General features: G+C 69.9%; 15 protein-coding genes. 10 read left to right on the top strand and 5 right to left on the bottom strand.

The window, feature by feature from the left end:
• Positions 1 to 98: 98 nt before the first annotated feature.
• Complete coding sequence (locus ABGA98_RS32040; RefSeq protein ID WP_347622141.1) at positions 99 to 959, bottom strand: RecB family exonuclease; 861 nt, start codon at positions 957 to 959, stop codon at positions 99 to 101.
• A 184-nt stretch (positions 960 to 1,143) separates the two neighbouring features.
• On the opposite strand from ABGA98_RS32040, the gene ABGA98_RS32035 reads away from it, so the two are divergent.
• Positions 1,144 to 2,280, top strand: a complete 1,137-nt coding sequence (locus tag ABGA98_RS32035; RefSeq protein WP_347622140.1) for a site-2 protease family protein — start codon at positions 1,144 to 1,146, stop codon at positions 2,278 to 2,280.
• A 340-nt stretch (positions 2,281 to 2,620) separates the two neighbouring features.
• Entirely contained in the window at positions 2,621 to 4,135 is a 1,515-nt protein-coding gene (locus tag ABGA98_RS32030; protein WP_347622139.1) for an FHA domain-containing protein, read from the top strand.
• A 381-nt stretch (positions 4,136 to 4,516) separates the two neighbouring features.
• On the opposite strand, the gene ABGA98_RS32025 is transcribed toward ABGA98_RS32030, so the two are convergent.
• Positions 4,517 to 5,014 carry a hypothetical protein gene (locus tag ABGA98_RS32025; RefSeq protein WP_347622138.1) on the bottom strand — a complete coding sequence of 166 codons (498 nt, stop codon included), beginning with the start codon at positions 5,012 to 5,014 and terminating at the stop codon, positions 4,517 to 4,519.
• Positions 5,015 to 5,131: 117 nt separating this feature from the next.
• On the bottom strand, positions 5,132 to 6,244 hold the full coding sequence (locus tag ABGA98_RS32020) for a GNAT family protein (protein WP_347622137.1): 1,113 nt from the start codon (positions 6,242 to 6,244) through the stop codon (positions 5,132 to 5,134).
• A gap of 55 nt (positions 6,245 to 6,299) precedes the next feature.
• Here ABGA98_RS32020 and ABGA98_RS32015 point away from each other — a divergent pair, with 55 nt between their 5' ends.
• The 5 genes from ABGA98_RS32015 (at position 6,300) to dop (ending at position 13,141) form a co-directional block, all read left to right on the top strand.
• Complete coding sequence (locus ABGA98_RS32015; protein WP_347622136.1) at positions 6,300 to 7,151, top strand: tRNA (adenine-N1)-methyltransferase; 852 nt, start codon at positions 6,300 to 6,302, stop codon at positions 7,149 to 7,151.
• Positions 7,152 to 7,355: 204 nt separating this feature from the next.
• Positions 7,356 to 9,119 carry a proteasome ATPase gene (arc, locus tag ABGA98_RS32010; RefSeq protein WP_347622135.1) on the top strand — a complete coding sequence of 588 codons (1,764 nt, stop codon included), beginning with the start codon at positions 7,356 to 7,358 and terminating at the stop codon, positions 9,117 to 9,119.
• A gap of 194 nt (positions 9,120 to 9,313) precedes the next feature.
• The gene (locus ABGA98_RS32005; RefSeq protein WP_347622134.1) at positions 9,314 to 10,393 is read left to right on the top strand and encodes a pyridoxal-phosphate dependent enzyme; all 1,080 of its coding nucleotides are present in this window, start codon (positions 9,314 to 9,316) and stop codon (positions 10,391 to 10,393) included.
• Positions 10,394 to 10,460: 67 nt separating this feature from the next.
• The gene (locus ABGA98_RS32000) at positions 10,461 to 11,540 is read left to right on the top strand and encodes an acyltransferase (protein WP_347622133.1); all 1,080 of its coding nucleotides are present in this window, start codon (positions 10,461 to 10,463) and stop codon (positions 11,538 to 11,540) included.
• Between the two features lie 86 nt (positions 11,541 to 11,626).
• Positions 11,627 to 13,141: a depupylase/deamidase Dop gene (dop, locus tag ABGA98_RS31995; protein WP_347622132.1), complete on the top strand. Its 1,515-nt coding sequence runs from the start codon at positions 11,627 to 11,629 to the stop codon at positions 13,139 to 13,141.
• A gap of 95 nt (positions 13,142 to 13,236) precedes the next feature.
• Here the strand turns inward: dop and ABGA98_RS31990 are convergent, their stop codons facing one another.
• Complete coding sequence (locus ABGA98_RS31990) at positions 13,237 to 13,641, bottom strand: hypothetical protein (RefSeq protein WP_347622131.1); 405 nt, start codon at positions 13,639 to 13,641, stop codon at positions 13,237 to 13,239.
• Positions 13,642 to 13,788: 147 nt separating this feature from the next.
• Here ABGA98_RS31990 and ABGA98_RS31985 point away from each other — a divergent pair, with 147 nt between their 5' ends.
• A complete protein-coding gene (locus ABGA98_RS31985; RefSeq protein WP_347622130.1) occupies positions 13,789 to 13,998 on the top strand; it encodes a ubiquitin-like protein Pup in 210 nt (69 codons plus the stop codon).
• 280 nt (positions 13,999 to 14,278) lie between these two features.
• Here the strand turns inward: ABGA98_RS31985 and ABGA98_RS31980 are convergent, their stop codons facing one another.
• On the bottom strand, positions 14,279 to 15,352 hold the full coding sequence (locus ABGA98_RS31980; protein ID WP_347622129.1) for a DNA polymerase IV: 1,074 nt from the start codon (positions 15,350 to 15,352) through the stop codon (positions 14,279 to 14,281).
• Positions 15,353 to 15,660: 308 nt separating this feature from the next.
• Here ABGA98_RS31980 and prcB point away from each other — a divergent pair, with 308 nt between their 5' ends.
• Positions 15,661 to 16,407, top strand: coding sequence for a proteasome subunit beta (gene prcB, locus ABGA98_RS31975; RefSeq protein ID WP_347622128.1), 747 nt, complete (start codon positions 15,661 to 15,663; stop codon positions 16,405 to 16,407).
• 21 nt (positions 16,408 to 16,428) lie between these two features.
• Positions 16,429 to 17,217: a proteasome subunit alpha gene (gene prcA, locus ABGA98_RS31970; protein ID WP_347622315.1), complete on the top strand. Its 789-nt coding sequence runs from the start codon at positions 16,429 to 16,431 to the stop codon at positions 17,215 to 17,217.
• Positions 17,218 to 17,258: the final 41 nt, after the last annotated feature.

Below are 17,258 nucleotides of genomic sequence, written 5' to 3'. Positions count from 1 at the left end.
CGCGCTCAGAGCCCGCCGGCGACCGAGCGCGGTGTCGTGGTGGCTCGCGCGTCCACAGCTCGCCGGCGGCCGAGCGGCGGTGTCGTGGACCCGCGCGCTCAGAGCTCGTCGGTGGCCGAGCGGCGGCTGCTGCGGACCGTGTCGCCGGGCTTGCGCTCGGGAACCGGCGGCGGGGTGCCGCCGAACTCCGGGCACAGCGCCTGGTGGTCGCACCAGTCGCACAACCGGCTCCTGCGCGCTCGCCACTCGCCCGACTGCAGGGACCGCTCGATCGCCGCCCACAACGCCATGACCTTGCGCTCGGTGGCCAGCAGGTCGGCCTCGTCGGGCGCGTAGCGCAGCACCTCGCCCTTGCCCCCCAGGTAGACCAGCTGCAGCAGCCGCGGCACCTGCCCGCGCAGCCGCCACAGCACCAGGGCGTAGAACTTCATCTGAAATAACGCCTTGGCCTCGAAATCGGGCCCCGGCGCGCTGCCCGTCTTGTAGTCGACCACCCTGACCTCGCCGGTCGGCGCCACGTCGAGCCGGTCGACGTAGCCCCGCAGCATCAGCCCGCCGTCGAGCACCGCCTCGACGTAGAGCTCCCGCTCGGCGGGCTCCAGCCGCGTAGGGTCCTCCAGCGTGAAATAGCGCTCCAGCATGCCGCGCGCCTGCGCCAGCCACTCGCCCTGCTCGGCCTCGTCGGCGAACATCTCGCCGTATTGCGGGTCGTCGTCGAGCAGCCGGCGCCACTGCGGCTCCAGCAGCTCCAGCGCCGCGCTGACCGAACGCCGCGGCGCCGGCAGGTCGTAGAGGCGCTCGAGGACGGCGTGCACCACCGTGCCCCGCACCGCGGCCTGCGACGGCTTCTCGGGCAGCTGGTCGATCACCCGGAAACGGTAGAGCAGCGGACATGTCATGAAATCGCCCGCCCGGGACGGGGAGAGAGCTCCGATGATCGCCGGCTCGGTCAAGGTCATGCACCGCACTCTAGGTCAAGAGCCCGACAGAATAACGCCCGCGGAACGAGGATCACGTGATCCGGCGCGTAGCATCAAGGCAGCAACAGCACGTGCCAACGGGAAATCCGCGACACGGACCGTCGCCCGGCCCCCGGCCGGGCGCGGCGACGGGTTCCCCGCGGCGAGGATGTCAAGGAGTGCGGTGAGCGAGCAGAGCCCGCGACAGGAGTTCTCCGGCCTTCGGATGGGAAAGCCGTTCGGCATTCCGGTTTACGTCTCGTGGACATGGTTCATCGTGGCGGCCTTCATCACCATGCTCGTCGGGCCGAGAATGCAGATCATGCTGCCCGACCTGAACAGCACGGCCGCGTACGCCGTCGCGTTCGTGTTCGCGGTGCTGCTGTACGTCTCGGTGCTGCTGCACGAGCTCGCGCACAGCGTGCTGGCCAAGGCCTACGGCCTGCCGGTCCGGCGGATCACCCTCTACTTCCTCGGCGGCGTGTCGGAGATCGAGAAGGAGCCGCCGACGCCGGGCAAGGAGTTCCTGGTGGCCGCCGCGGGCCCCGCGCTCTCGCTGGGCCTGGGCGGGCTCGGACTGGCCGCCGACATCTACGTGATCAACGACGGCGGCATCCCCGAGGCGCTCGTCTGGCAGCTGTGGGTGGCCAACCTCATCGTCGGCGTGTTCAACCTGCTGCCCGGCCTGCCGCTCGACGGCGGCAGGATGTTGCGTGCCGGCGTCTGGAAGCTCACCAAGAACCCCGGCTCCGGCACCATCGTGGCCGCGTGGGGCGGCCGGGTGCTGGCCGTGCTCCTCGTCGTCGTGCCGGTCGCGACGGCGCTGTCCGACGGGCGCGAGCTCGATCTCACCGACCTGCTGTGGCCGATCGTGCTGGCCATGTTCATCTGGCTCGGCGCCAGCCAGTCTCTGCGCGTGGCCAAGATCCGGGCCAGGATCCCGCAGGTCAACGCCCGCACCCTGGCGCGCAGGGCCGTTCCCGTGGTCGCCGAGACGCCGCTGGCCGAGGCGCTGCGGCAGGCGGGCGAACGCCGGGCCGGGGCCATCGTCGTGGTCGACCACGACGGCCAACCCGTCGCCATCGTCAGTGAGGCCGCCGTCCAGGCCACGCCCGAGCACCGCCGCCCCTGGGTGAACGTCGCCTCCCTCGCCAAGTCGCTCGAGCCCGACATGGTGCTCGCCGCCGACCTGGAGGGCGAGCCCCTCATCGACGCCATGCGCGAGGCCCCGGGCAGCGAATATCTGCTCGTGGAGCGCGGCGGCGAGATCTACGGCGTGCTGGCCACGGCCGACGTGAACCGGGTCTTCTCCGGCGTCTGATTTGTCCCACTCGTTTAAGCGGCAGCCCCCGGCTAGGGTCGTGTCCAGCAGTTTCGGGGTGGGCCGGAGCCGACTCTGGCGATTTCTGCGATGTGACGACTGGCCGATAGTGTGCTGGTTGGCCAGACTTGCACAGTTGAGGGGTTTGCCGCGGTCGACCGGTTCACCGAATCGAGACGAGGTGGCCGCGACGTGGCCTCGTCGTCGGGGTACGTATGGCTGGTGACCAGCACGGCAGTGCGGGTGTCGTAACACCGCCGGCTTCCGGGGAGGAGAGTTGAGTGACCGAGCGCAGCGAGGGCACCAATGAGCGCAGCACGGTCGGCATGAGGGAGGACGCATGACCGGCCAAGGCTTCGGAGTGGTGCGTCCGCTTCCTGGAAATGGGCTGGTCGCCTACGAGGGCGGGCTGCTGCTCGTGTGCGACGCCGGCGAGTCCGCGGCCGACGACCTGCTCGAGGCGCTGCGCGCGACGGCCTCGTCCGGCGGGGACGGCCGGGCGCTGGCCCGGCGCGCCGCCCAGGTGCTGGCGGCCAACATGGCGGGCGACCCGGCCACCTGCGCGGTGGCGGGCTCCGTCGGCGACGGCGTGGCGGTCCTGGTCAGCGGCTCCGCGGCGGCCACCATCGCCACCCCATCAGGAGAGACGCGGCTGGCCGGGAGCGACTCCCTGACGTGGGCCGACCGGCTCGTCACCGGCACCGTCGAGCGCGTCGAGCTGAGCCTGCCCGGCGCCGGCAGCCCGCACCCCGCGGTCCGCTTCGACGGAGGCGTCGTGCACGGCGGCGGTCTGGTGGGCGACTTCTCCGAGCAGTCCTCGGCGCCCGCCGTGTCCAGGCCGCTCACCAGCGAGATGCCCGCCACCGGCCTCCACGTCGAGCCCGACCTCATCCAGCCGCCCCCGCAGCAGCCCGTCGAGCGCCCTCCCTACCCGCTGGCCGACCAGCCGTCGGCCGCCTCCGGCCCGCAGCCGGGCCCCCACTCGGGTCCGCAGCCGGTCGAGCAGCCGTCCTACCTGACGCCCCCGGACCAGCAGTCGCCCTACGGCCCGCCGCAGGACCAGCCCCCCTACGGCCCGCCCCCGGAGCAACATCCCCCTTACGGCCCGCCGCAGGACCAGCCTCCCTACGGCCCGCCCCACGAGCAGCAGTCGCCCTACGGCCCGCCGCAGGAGCAGCCGCCGCCCCTGCCCGAGCCGCAGCAGCAGTTCTCCTCCTTCGACGAGCCCGCGCACTCGGGCAACGGAGAGCAGCAGGCCCAGCAGCACATGGGGCCGCCCGACCACTATGACCAGCCCGGTCCGCCCGGGCCCGGCCCGCAGGAGCACTACGACCAGCCCGGCCCGCCCCAGCAGCAGGATCAGCAGGCCGACCACGGCGACCGGCCGCTGGTCTACGGGGTCGACTGCAAGAACGACCACTTCAACGATCCCCGCGTCCCCTACTGCGCCGTCTGCGGCATCGCCCTGGTCCAGCGCACCCTCGTGCCCTACAAAGGGCCGCGTCCCCCGCTCGGGGTCCTCGTCCTCGACGACGGCACGGCACTGCCGCTGGAGGCCGACTACCTCCTCGGCCGTGACCCGGAGCGTGCGCCCGAGGTGGCCGGCGGCAGCGCGAGGCCGGCCAAGGTGACCAGCCCCGACGGCTCGGTCTCGCGCCGCCACCTGCGCGTGGCGCTGGACGGCTGGGACGTCAACCTGGTGGATCTGGGCTCGGTCAACGGCACCCAGATCCAGCCGCCCGGCGACCCCAACTTCTACGACATCCCGCCCAACGAGCCGGTCACCATCGCCCCGGGCACGACCGTCCGGGTGGGCGTGTCCCGCACGCTCCGCTTCGAAGCCCACAGGGGCTGACACCGCGCCGCCCGACGCTCGCGCCCTCGCCGGGGGCGCGAGCGTCCACGCGTTCTCGCACAAGGGCCGTACGCCCTTCAGAGGGTGGCCTCCGGCGCGTGGAACGACACCGCGTGTGGCTCGCCTCGCGCGGCTGGATTCCGGGGGCGCGCACGACGGGATCGGCGGCCACGCCGGGGATCCCGGCCGCGGAGCGCAGAATTTCTAGAGCTATATCCCGAAAAATCGTCAGTCTGGATAAGAGTCGCGAAATAGGCGAAGGATCTTCATGAGTGACGGGCCGGAGAAGCCGCCGGGGCACGCTTTCCCGCCTCATTCGGGCCCGCTACCGGTCGTCCGCAACCCCGGATTCCACCCGCGCGAAAGCGGGGCCCACCCCCGCTAGACGGGACGGAAGGACCGCACTCCGCGCAACATGCGCACCGCGGCCTCCAGGCCCCCGGCGGCCTCCAGCGCCCGCCCCGCCACCGCGGCGAACCGGCTCACCAGGTGCTCGTCACCGTCGCCGAACCCGCGCCCCGCCACCCACAGGTGCGTGGAGTCCCGCGTCGCCATCGGCACGGGCATGGAAAGGAAACCCGGCTCGCCCACCGACACGTCGCGCGCCAGCCGTACCGTCGCCTGCGACGCCACGAGTTCCTTCATCACCCCCGACTCCGCCAGCCACCGCCGCACGTTCAGCGGATCGCCTGGCGGCGTGTGCACGTGGATCGAGCACGCGTGCCGGCGCAGGACGTCCACCCGGACGAATCCGGCGTTCCCGGTGCCCGCCACGGCCGCGGCGGCACGAGCGAGCCGGTCGATCAGGTTCGCCGCCTCCAGGCAGGAGAACACGGCGATGAGTTCGCGCATGGCGACGTCGGCACGGTCGTATGGCATCGCGGCACCCCTCAGGGGGGAGAGGGTGAGATCGCGTACCCCGATCACGCGACGCTTACGTGCGGGTGCCCCGACTATCGTCCTGGACGGCGCCCTTGACCAGCCCTCAACAGGAAATCAGGATTTCCGGCCCGCGGGCTGGTCCTGCCGCAGGCGCGCCCACGCCACGTCGTCGGCCCAGGTGCCGTCCGGCTGCGGGAACAGCTCGCGGTGCACGCCCTCCCGGCTGAACCCCGCCCGTTCCAGCACCGTCTGCGAGGCCGTGTTGCGCGCGTCGGTGCCCGCCACGATCCGGTGCAGGGGCGTGCTCGCGAACGCCCAGTCGACCAGCAGCCGCACCGCCCGCGTCATGAGCCCCTTCCCCCGGTGCGGCGGCACCAGCGAGTAGCCGATCATCGCCTGCCCCAGGGTCGGGACCACCTGTGTCAGCTGCAGGTGCCCCGCGAACGCCCGCGAGGCCGCGTCCCTGATCGCCAGCTCGACGCGCTGGCCCGACGCCCACCAGTAGCCGGTGTAGCGGCAGCGCCGCTCGTTGTCCTCCAGCGTGGCCGGCGGCCCCACGGAGTAGACCGCCACGCTCGGCTCGGCCATCATCCGGTGGAAGTCCATGGCGTCCTCGGCGGCCAGCGGCTCCAGCACCACGACTCCGTCGGTGAGCTCCCCGCCCTTGAAGAACGGGAGGTACGGCTCCGCCACCGCCACGGCGTCGCCCGCCAGCCGGCCGAACGTGACGAAGTCGGCGTACCGGCCGTCGCGCACCTGCTTGGCGTCCCGCCTGCGCCCCTCCTCGCGGAAACCCGCCTTGTACGCCGCGCGCAGGCTCGCCACGTTCTCCACCTCGGTCTGCAGCTCGACCCGGCGCACCCCGTGGTCGAACAGCCAGTCGGTGACCGCCCTGGCCGCCGTGGCCGCGACGTTCTTGCCCCGGGCCCACGGCGCCACCAGGTAGCCGATCTCGGTCACGCCCCAGCGGTCCGGCGGCCTGACGCCGATGGAGCCGGCGTAGCGGCCGTTCTCGGTGATCGAGAACTCCGCCCCGCCGTCCCGCCACCTGGCCGCGGACCTGCCGAGGTAATCGAGCGCGTCGCCGGCCCCGTACGGCGACGGCAGGAGCGGCAGGAATCTGGCCGACACCGGGTCGTCGCAGGTCGTGACGATCGCCTCGGCGTCGGACTCCACGGGTGGCCGCAGGATGAGGGAGCCGGTGGCGATCACGTCGTGCGGGAGCATCACCCATACTTATCGCGCGTCCTGACCCGCTCGAAAGCCCTATAACCTTGCCGCCATGGGTTTCCGCAGGCATGGGCCTTTCCAGGCGGGGGATCAGGTGCAGCTCACCGACCCCAAGAACAAGCGCCACACGATCACGCTCAAGGAGGACGGCGTCTTCCACACCCACAAGGGCGCCATCCCGCACAGCGATCTGATCGGGCAGCCTGAAGGCTCCGTCGTGCGTTCCTCGGGCGGCACCGCCTACCTCGCCTTCCGCCACCTGCTGCAGGACTACACGCTGGCCATGCCGCGCGGCGCGGCCGTCATCTACCCGAAAGACGCTTCCATGATCGTCGGCATGGCCGACATCTTTCCCGGCGCCCGGGTCGTCGAGGCGGGTGTCGGCTCCGGCGCGCTGACCTGCTTCCTGCTGCGCGCGGTCGGCCCGGAGGGGCACGTCACGTCCTACGAGCGGCGCCAGGAGTTCGCCGACGTGGCGCGCAAGAACGTGGAGAAGTTCTACGGCGGTCCCATGGAGGGCAACTGGCGCCTGGTCACCGGCGACCTGGTGTCCTCGATCGACGAGGTCGACGTCGACCGCGTCATCCTCGACATGCTCGCCCCCTGGGAGTGCGTCGACGCGGTCGCCAAGGCGCTGACGCCGGGGGGCGTGATCTGCTGTTACGTGGCCACGACGACCCAGCTGTCCAAGACGGTCGAGGTCATTCGCGATCATGGGTGTTTCACCGAGCCGCATGCGTGGGAGACCCTGGTTCGCGACTGGCACGTCGAAGGACTCGCGGTGAGACCGGATCATCGGATGATCGGCCACACCGGGTTCCTCGTCACCGCCCGCCGCATGGCCGACGGCGTGACTCCGCCGCCGCGCCGTCGACGACCGAAGGGGACGACCGAAGAACTATGACAATTTGGCCACGAGGGTGCGTTGGTGCGTGACACGGGAACAGATGGCCGTGTTCATATGCTGGGAGTATTAAACGCACTATTAGGGATTAATCACCGAATACTGAATGTCACACGACGAACACTGCCCGGCCAGGTTACGGAGGGGCCCGAGATAGGTAAGGTCCTTAGTAGTCGCCCTCGACTGGGAAGGAGGTGACGGGGCGTGGCAGCTCGCGATGATGCTGAGGCTCGAGCCGCGCAGCGCGAACGGGAGGTCGCTGATCTTTCAACACAGGTCTCCTTCCTCCAGGAGGAGATCACCGCGCTGAGGAGGAAGCTGGCCGAGTCACCCCGTCAGGCCAGGGTCCTCGAAGAGCGTCTCCATGAGGCACAGGCCAATCTGGCGGCCGTGACCGGCCAGAACGAACGCCTGGTGGCCACACTCAAGGAGGCCAGGGACCAGATCGTCGCCCTCAAGGAGGAGGTCGACCGGCTGGCGCAGCCGCCATCCGGCTTCGGCACCTTCCTGGAGGCCCGAGAAGACGGCACGATCGAGGTGTTCACCGGAGGTCGCAAGCTCCGGGTGAACGTGAGCCCCGCCGTCGACGTCGCTTCGCTGCGGCGTGGCCAGGAGGTCATGCTCAACGAGGCGCTCAACGTGGTCGAAGCCCTCGGCTACGAAGAGGTCGGCGAGATCGTGATGCTCAAAGAACTGCTCGACGAGGGACGGCGGGCCCTGGTCATCTCGCACGCCGACGAAGAGCGCGTCGTGCGACTGGCCGAGTCGCTGGTCGGCCAGCCCATCAGGGCGGGCGACTCGCTCCTGCTCGAACCTCGCTCCGGCTACGTCTACGAGCGCATACCCAAGTCCGAAGTCGAAGAGCTCGTGCTCGAAGAGGTCCCCGACATCTCCTACGAGGAGATCGGCGGTCTCATGCGGCAGATCGAGCAGATCAGGGACGCGATCGAGCTGCCCTACCTGCACGCCGACCTGTTCCGCGAGCACAAACTCCGTCCCCCGAAGGGCGTGCTGCTGTACGGCCCGCCCGGTTGCGGCAAGACGCTCATCGCCAAGGCCGTCGCCAACTCCCTGGCCAAGCAGGTCGCGGAGAAGACCGGCCAGTCCGGCAAGAGCTTCTTCCTCAACATCAAGGGCCCGGAGCTGCTCAACAAGTACGTCGGTGAGACCGAGCGGCACATCCGCCTCGTCTTCCAGCGAGCCCGCGAGAAGGCCTCAGAGGGCACCCCGGTGATCGTGTTCTTCGACGAGATGGACTCGATCTTCCGCACCCGAGGCTCGGGCGTGTCCTCCGACGTCGAGAACACCATCGTCCCTCAGCTGCTGTCGGAGATCGACGGCGTCGAGGGGCTCGAAAACGTCATCGTCATCGGCGCCTCCAACCGCGAGGACATGATCGACCCGGCGATCCTGCGGCCCGGCCGCCTGGACGTCAAGATCAAGATCGAGCGGCCGGACGCCGAGGCGGCCAAGGACATCTTCTCGAAATACCTCATCTCTGACCTGCCCCTGCATCCCGATGACCTGACGGAGCACTCCGGCTCCCGTGAGGCCACCATCCAGGGCATGATCCAGAGCGTCGTCGAGCGCATGTACACCGAGAGCGAGGAGAACCGCTTCCTCGAGGTGACCTACGCCAACGGCGACAAGGAGGTCCTCTACTTCAAGGACTTCAACTCCGGCGCGATGATCCAGAACATCGTCGACCGGGGCAAGAAGATGGCCATCAAGCAGTTCCTCGAATCCGGCCAGAAGGGCCTGCGGGTGCAGCACCTGCTCACGGCCTGCGTGGACGAGTTCTCCGAGAACGAAGACCTGCCCAACACCACCAACCCCGACGACTGGGCCCGCATCTCCGGCAAGAAGGGCGAGCGGATCGTCTACATCCGCACGCTCGTCTCCGGCAAGCAGGGCACCGAAGCCGGCCGGTCCATCGACACCGTCGCCAACACCGGCCAGTACCTGTAACACCCCTTGATCGGGAGGGCCGCGCGGGAGACCGCGCGGCCCTCCCGCATCTGGAAGGCGTCCCTGGAAGGGCCGTCCAGGCCGTCGTCCAGGACCGCCGCCTGGGGTCGCCGCCGGGGGGCACGGCATGCCGGGGCGCGTCCGTGGCGGGTCGCCCGCCGGGGAAGGCGGCGGCCGCGCCTAGCATGGCGATCGTGGAGTACCTCAACCCCGGCCGCGGCCCGTACACCGCGCAGGACCGCGCGCTCATCGGAGTCGAGCACGCCCGCCAGGCCCGCGCCCGCTTCGCCGGGCACCGCGGCTACCGGCCCACGCCCGTCCACACCCTCCGCGGGTTCGCGGGCACGTACGCCGTGCACATCAAGGACGAGAGCCTGCGCATGGGGCTGGGCAGCTTCAAGGCGCTCGGCGGCGCCTACGCCGTGCGCCTGATGGCCGAACGCGAGCCAGGAGGCCCGCCCTTCGTGTGCGCCAGCGCCGGCAACCACGGCATCTCCGTCGCCGCGGGAGCCGCGGAGGCAGGTGTGCCGTGCGTGGTATATCTGAGCGAGGACGTTCCCGAGGCGTTCGAGCGGCGGCTGCGCGCCCTCGGCGCGGAGGTGCGGCGCAGCGGCCGGCACTACGACGACAGTATGGCCGCCGCGCTCCGCACGGCCGAGGAGCGGGGGTGGCGGCTGGTCTCCGACAGTTCGTGGGAGGGCTACACCGCCGTCCCGCTCGACGTCATGCGCGGCTACACGGTCCTGTTCGACGAAGTCTCCGGCCTCGGTGAGTCCTCTTCCGCGGCTGAGCCCGCCGGAGACGGCCCGGACGAGGGCCCCGGCGCGCCCACGCACGTGTTCGTGCAGGCGGGGGTCGGCGGGCTGGCCGCGGCGGCGGCCGGATACGTACGGGACCGCTGGGGTGAGCAGCCCAAGATGATCGTCGTCGAGCCCGAGGGCGCGCCCTGCCTGCTCGAAAGCGCCCGCGCCGGCAAGCCCGTCCGCATCAGAGGCGGACACACCACGCTCGGCCGGCTCGACTGCCTCGAACCCTCCCTCATCGCCCATCGCCTCCTGTCCCACCTCGCCGACCTCTACATGACGATCACCGACGAGGAGGCGGACGCCGCGGTCCGGCTCCTGTCCGGGCACGGCGTGGCGCTGTCACCGTGCGGAGCCGCCGGAGCCGCCGGGCTGCTCGAACTGAGCGACGCCTCCCGGCGTGCGCTCGGCGTTGACGAGCGTTCACGCGTGTTGCTCGTGGGAACAGAGGGACCGGTGGAACCAAAATGATCGACGTCTACGTCAAAGGGGCGTGCATTCACCCAACCGGCCGAAGCATGTCCGGGGGGACGGCCGGTTGGCCGAGCTCGACCTCCTGCGATTCATCGCCGCCCTCGCCGTCGTCGCCTTCCACTATCTGGTCGCGTACGCCTCCGTCTGGGGGGACAGGCCCGCCGAGCTGTTCCCGGTGCTGGCGCCCATCGCGGGGTTAGGCATCCTCGGCGTGGAGCTGTTCTTCATCATCAGCGGGTTCGTCATCCTGATGACCGTCTGGGGCCGAGGGCTCGGCGGCTTCGCCCGGTCCCGGTTCGTGCGTCTCTATCCCGCGTACTGGCTCAGCCTCGGCGCGGTCGCCGCCCTCTACGCGATCACGGGCGCCAAGGCGCTCAACCCAAAACTTTCACCAGGCGAATACCTGGTGAACGCCACCATGCTCCAGCGGCTGTTCAAGGTCACCGACGCCAGCGGCGTCTACTGGTCGCTCTGGGCAGAGCTCCGCTTCTACCTGCTGATGGCCGTCCTCGTGATCATCGGCGTGACGTACCGGCGCGTGCTGGTCTTCGCGGGCGTCTGGCTGGTCGCCGCGCTCGGCGCGGAGCTGCTCGGCAACGACCTGCTCGACGAGATCGTCATGCCGCGGTACGCCCCCTATTTCGTGGCCGGCATGTCCCTGTACCTCATCCACAAACACGGCAGCGCCTGGCTGCCCTGGTTGTACGTGGCCGGCGGGTACGGCCTGTCGATCAACGCCGCGCTCGGCCGGGTGCACAGCCGTGTCGAGGCCGCGGGCTTCAAGAACATGCCCGTCACCGACGTCAGCGTCATCATCACCATCACCCTGATCTTCACCGTGATGGCCCTGGTCGCCCTCGGCCTGCTCAGGCTCAGGGCGTCGAAGACGCTCACCGCGCTCGGCGGGGTCACGTACCCGCTTTACCTGTTCCATGGCGTGGTCGCGGTGGCGCTCATCCCCGTGCTCGTCGAGGACCTGCCCGCTTGGGCGGTCGCCGTCACCGCGACGCTGGTCGCGATTCTGCTGTCCTATCTTGTCCATGCCTTTGCTGAACGTCCTATCCAGCGACTTCTCAAGCCGCGCAAGGCACCGCAAAGCACGTCAGGTCCCGCCGTACAGGTTGAAAAGGCGTCGGTGCCATAACCTTGTGGCCTTGGGGCACTGTGAAGGGCATAGGCTCGGGCATATAAACGGCGGATAGACAGACCCGGACGAACAGAGGGTGTTGCATGACGGTGCGTCGGGTGGTGGGCATTGAGACCGAGTACGGCATCTCCGTACCTGGTCAGCCAGGCGCCAACGCGATGGTGACCTCCTCGCAGGTCGTGAACGCCTACCTGGCCGCCTCGGCGGCCCGCGCGCGCAGGGCACGGTGGGACTTCGAGGAGGAAAACCCGCTGCGCGACGCGCGCGGGTTCGACCTTGCCCGGGAGGTGGCCGACCCCACCCAGCTCACCGACGAGGACCTCGGCCTCGCCAACGTCATCCTCACCAACGGCGCCCGGCTCTACGTCGACCACGCCCACCCCGAGTACAGCGCGCCCGAGTGCACCAACCCCCGGGCCGCCGTCATCTGGGACAAAGCGGGCGAGCGAGTCATGTACGACGCGGCAACCCGAGCCTCCGCCATCCCGTCCAACGCCCCCATCCAGCTCTACAAGAACAACACCGACGCCAAAGGCGCCTCCTACGGTTGCCACGAGAACTACCTGATGCGGCGCGCCACCCCCTTCGCCGACATCGTCCGGCACCTCACCCCGTTCTTCGTCTCCCGTCAGGTCGTCGTCGGCGCCGGCAAGGTCGGCATCGGCCAGGACTCCCGCGGCGAAGGGTTCCAGATCAGCCAGCGGGCCGACTTCTTCGAGGTCGAGGTCGGGCTCGAGACCACGCTCAAGCGGCCCATCATCAACACCCGTGACGAACCGCACGCCGACCCCGAGAAATACCGCAGGCTGCACGTCATCATCGGCGACGCCAACATGTCGGAGATCTCGACCTATCTCAAGCTCGGGTCCACCGCGCTCGTCCTCGCCATGATCGAGGACGGCTTCCTCACCCGCGACCTCGCCGTCGACAACCCCGTGCAGGCCCTGCGGGCCGTCTCCCACGACCCCTCCTGCCGCTACGAGATCCCCATGCGCGACGGGCGCAAGCTCACCGCCGTCCAGCTCCAGATGGAATATCTCGAGCAGGCCCGCAAATACGTCGAGGAGCGCGGCACAGCCCACGACGAGATGAACAAGGACATCCTCGACCGCTGGGAGTCCGTGCTCACCCGCCTCGCGGAAGATCCGATGCAGCTCGCCCGCGAGCTCGACTGGGTCGCCAAGCTCGAACTGCTCGAGGGCTATCGCAGCCGTGACGGCCTGGCCTGGTCCCACCCCCGGCTCCAGCTCGTCGACCTGCAATATTCCGACATCCGCCCCGACCGGGGCCTCTACAACCGCCTCGTCGCCCGCGGACGCATGCAGCGCCTCGTCAGCGAGGAAGAGGTCCAGCGTGCCGTCGAACACCCGCCCACCGACACCCGCGCCTACTTCCGCGGCCGTTGCCTGAGCCAGTACAGCGAGGCCGTCGCAGCGGCCTCCTGGGATTCCGTCATCTTCGACATCCCCGGCAGGGAGTCCCTGCAGCGCGTGCCGACCCTCGAGCCGCTGCGCGGCACCAAGGCCCACGTCGGGGAGCTCTTCGACCGCTGCCGCACCGCCGCGGACCTGGTGGCCGCGCTCACCGGCGGCGACTGACCACACGCCGGTGGCCGCGTCCACCGCGGCGACCGGCCACGTGCCGGAGGCCGCGCGTACGGCGGCGACCGGCACACGCCGCGCGCGGCCCCGCCTCACAGCAGGCTCACGCCGAGCGTCAGCGTGCCCGCCGCCAGGCTCACACCGCCCGCCACGGTCAGCCAGATCAGCCTGCTCGGCTTGGTGTCGCTCGGGCGCACCACCGACAGGAAGAACCCCAGCGGCATCAGGATCGGCGCGGCCACGATCAGCGTGCGCACCACGGCCTTGGCGCCTTCCGGCAGGCTCGCCTGATCCACGTACACCATCGCCACCAGGGCGAAGAGCACCAGCACGCCCGCGTGCGCGTGACCCGCCCGCCACAGGCCGCGGCGCACCGGATTGTCGAGGTAGCCTGGAACGTTCCGCATCAGGAACGACAACAACGAGACACCGCCGAAGGCGACCAGGGGAACTGTGATGAGGAGCACACCGGCAGTGCTCAGGGACGAAGGGGACATCGCGACCTCCTGTGTGTTCAGGGGTCCCATTATTGGATAGCTCTACTATCTGGTCAACCCCGCAAGATCACTGGGTGATCGGCGCGCAATGTCGCCCGGTTCGGGGAAGATATGCAGGAGAGGCAGTCCCCCAGACGGAGGTAGGACATGGCAACCAAGGACACCGGCGGCCAGAAGCAGACCGGTCGGCGCGAGTCCGAAGTCGAGGAGACCGAGGCCTCGGCGGCGCCGGACGTTCAGGAGCGGCAGGAGAAGCTCACGGACGATGTCGACTCGATTCTGGATGAGATAGACGAAGTTCTCGAGGAGAACGCAGAGGAGTTCGTGCGCAGCTATGTCCAAAAGGGCGGAGAGTAGGGCAAAAACCAACTAAAGGGATGATTCGGGTGGGAACGCCGGGCCGACTGACCTGCCCGGACCGCGGTGAGGCCACGGCCATCACCCGGTCCGGGCCCATCTAGCGCACGCCCGATGGGCGAGCGCGCGTCGGCGGGGTCTTCCTCCAGACCATCCGTTCGCCTGCCGTTACGGCATCACCAGGACGACGTCGCGCGCATGCTCGCCCACGAGGGCGGGCTCAGGCGCCTTTTCTGCGGGGCATGGGGAGCCGGCGAAGGGCCGGGCTCCCGGCTGATCTCTAGTCCAGGTGGTCGAGGGCGGGTTGGTCGTCGGGCATGGCATAGTCGACCGCGACGCCGAGAAGGCGCACGGGGCGGTCGAGATCGAAGCGGCCGAGGACGGTGAGGGCCGTCCGGATGATGGCCGCCGGGTCGGCCGTGGCGGCGGGGAGCCTGGCCTGGCGGGTGCGGGTGAGGAAAGGCGTGTAGCGCACCTTGACGGTGACGCGGGTCGCCTCGCGGCCGGCGTCGATGGTGTCCTGCGCCACGCGCCCGGCGAGTTTCGTGACGTGGCGGGCGATGCCGTCCTTGTCGGTGAGATCGTGCTCGAAGGTCGTCTCGCGGCTGTGGCCGCGGGCGATCCAGGGTGTGGTGACGACCTCGGCCTCGCCCTTGCCGAGGGCGAGATACCGATACCACGGGCCGTTGGTGGGGCCGAAATGGCGGGCGAGATCGGCGGGGTCGGCGGCCGCGAGCTGGGCGACGGTGTGCAGGCCGTGGGCGGCGAGCTTTCTCGCGGTCTTGGCGCCGATGCCCCAGAGCGCGTCGGTGGGGCGGTGGTTCATGGTCTCGGCCCAGTTGTCGCCGGTGAGCCGGTGCACGCCCCCCGGTTTGGCGAAGTCCGAGGCGAGCTTGGCCTGGTGCTTGTTGTCGCCGATGCCGACGGAGCAGGTCAGCCCGGTGCGGGCGCGTACGGCCCGCTGGAGGCCGGCGGCGAGTGCCTCAGGGTCGTCGGTGGTGGCGCCGACGAAGGCCTCGTCCCAGCCCCAGATCTCCACGCGCACGGGAAACTCGCGGAGGACGGCCATGACCTCTTGCGAGGCGGCCTCGTAGGCGGGCGGGTCGCTGGGCAGGAAGACCGCTTCCGGGCATCGTTTGTACGCCGTGCGCAGCGGCATGCCGGAATGGATGCCGTGGGCGCGGGCTTCGTAGGTCGCGGTGGCGGCCACGGTGCGGGGGCGGGTGGGATCGCCGGTGCCGCCCACGACGACGGGTCTGCCGCGGAGCTCGGGGCGGCGGAGCAGCTCGACCGCGGCGATGAACTGATCGAGGTCGACGTGCAGGATCCAGTCCCGGGCGGACCTGGTGGCCATGGTGTCCAGTATGGCCGGTGGGCTCGTGACGGGCCCCGCACAGGGAGCGCGCAGTTCGCGGGCGTGGTGTCTGGTTCGGGGGTTTCAACGGGTGCGGCGGTGGAGCCGTGCACAATGGTTCGCCGTGAGCTGATCGTGGGAAGTGCAGACAGCAACCCAACATGAGTAGGGTCGCCCTAGGAACACTGACGTTTGGAGGGAGTCGCGTGGCATCGCACAGGGATCTGCCCGTCGGCTTGGTGAACCATCTTTTCCGGAACACGGGAAACTCGTCGTTCTCGGAGTTTGTCAGTTCATATGCGCCCGAGTTGCTGCCACAGCGGGATGAGGTTCTGGCCACCCCGATCGGCGATCAGGTCCCGCACGCGACCACGATCGTGGCCGCCACCTTCGCCGGTGGCGTGATCATGGCCGGCGACCGGCGGGCGACGTCGGGCAACATCATCTCCCAGCGCGACGTGGAGAAGGTGTTCCGCGCCGACGACTACTCGTGCATGGGCATCGCCGGCACGGCCAGCACGGGCCTCGAGTTCGCCCGCCTCTACCGCGTCGAGCTGGAGCACTACGAGAAGCTCGAGGGCCGCACGATGTCGGTGGCCGGCAAGGCCAACCGGCTGGCGACCATGATCAGGGGCAACCTCGCCATGGCGATGCAGGGGCTGGTGGTGGTGCCGCTGTTCGCCGCCTACGACCCCGACAAGGACGAAGGCCGCATCTTCAGCTACGACGTCGCGGGCGGCCCCTACGAGCGGGAGCGGTTCGACGCGATCGGGTCGGGTTCGATCTTCGCTCGCGGGTCGCTGAAGAAGCTCTACCGCGACGGCGCCTCCTCCGACGACATGGTGATGACCCTCATCCAGGCCCTCTACGACGCGGCCGACGACGACTCGGCCACCGGCGGGCCCGACGTGAGCAGGAAGATCTGGCCGGTCGTCGCGGTGATCGACGCCGACGGTTTCCGCCGGCTGACCGACGAGCAGGTCTCCTCCTACGTGGAGCAGATGCTCGAAGCCCGCCTGATCTCGCCCGACGGCCCCATCGCCCCGCTGCGCTAGAAAGGACCACCGCACGTGTCCATGCCTTTTGGATATGCGTCCCCTGAGCAGATCATGCGGGACAAGGCCGACTACGCGCGCAAGGGCATCGCGCGGGGCCGGTCCGTCGTCGTGCTCCAGTACGTCGACGGCATCCTGTTCGTGGCGCCCAACCCGTCGCGGGCGCTGCACAAGATCAGCGAGATCTACGACCGCATCGGGTTCGCCGCCGTCGGGCGCTACAACGAGTTCGAGGAGCTGCGGCTCGGCGGCATCCGCTACGCCGACATCAACGGCTACACCTACGACCGCTCCGACGTGACCGGACGCGGCCTGGCCAACCTCTACGCCTCCAACCTGGGCCGCATCTTCACCGAGTCGATCAAGTCGCTCGAGGTGGAGGTCGTCGTCGCCGAGGTGGGCGAGACCAAGGACGGCGACGCGATCTACCGGCTGACGTTCGACGGGTCGGTCTTCGACGAGCACGGCTTCGCGGCGATGGGCGGCCAGGCCGAGGCGGTGGCGACCCGGCTGAAGGAGCGCTACCGCGAGTCGATGTCGCTGGCCGACGCGCTGGAGGTGGCGCTGACGGCGCTCACCGAGCCGGGCGGCGAGCGGCCGCCGGTGGCGCAGCTGGAGGTGGCGGTGCTCGACCGCAACCGCGAGCACCGCAAGTTCCTCCGGCTGACGGGGGCGCGGCTGGAGCGGCTGCTCGCCCAGACGACCACCCCACCGGCCTCCCAGTCCACGCCTCCCGCCGGCGAGGGCAAGGACACACCGCCGCCCACGGGTCCGGACGGCGACGTGGACGACGGCTCCTCGCCGCTGTAGCCGAGGTTTCCGCGGGGACCTGCCCACGGGCGGTCCCCGCG

Origin of the sequence: Nonomuraea sp. B1E8 (assembly GCF_039871515.1) — a bacterium.
Lineage (GTDB): Bacteria > Actinomycetota > Actinomycetes > Streptosporangiales > Streptosporangiaceae > Nonomuraea.
Note: the sequence above shows the minus strand (reverse complement) of the source record. Positions and strands in the feature narration are given on the sequence as shown.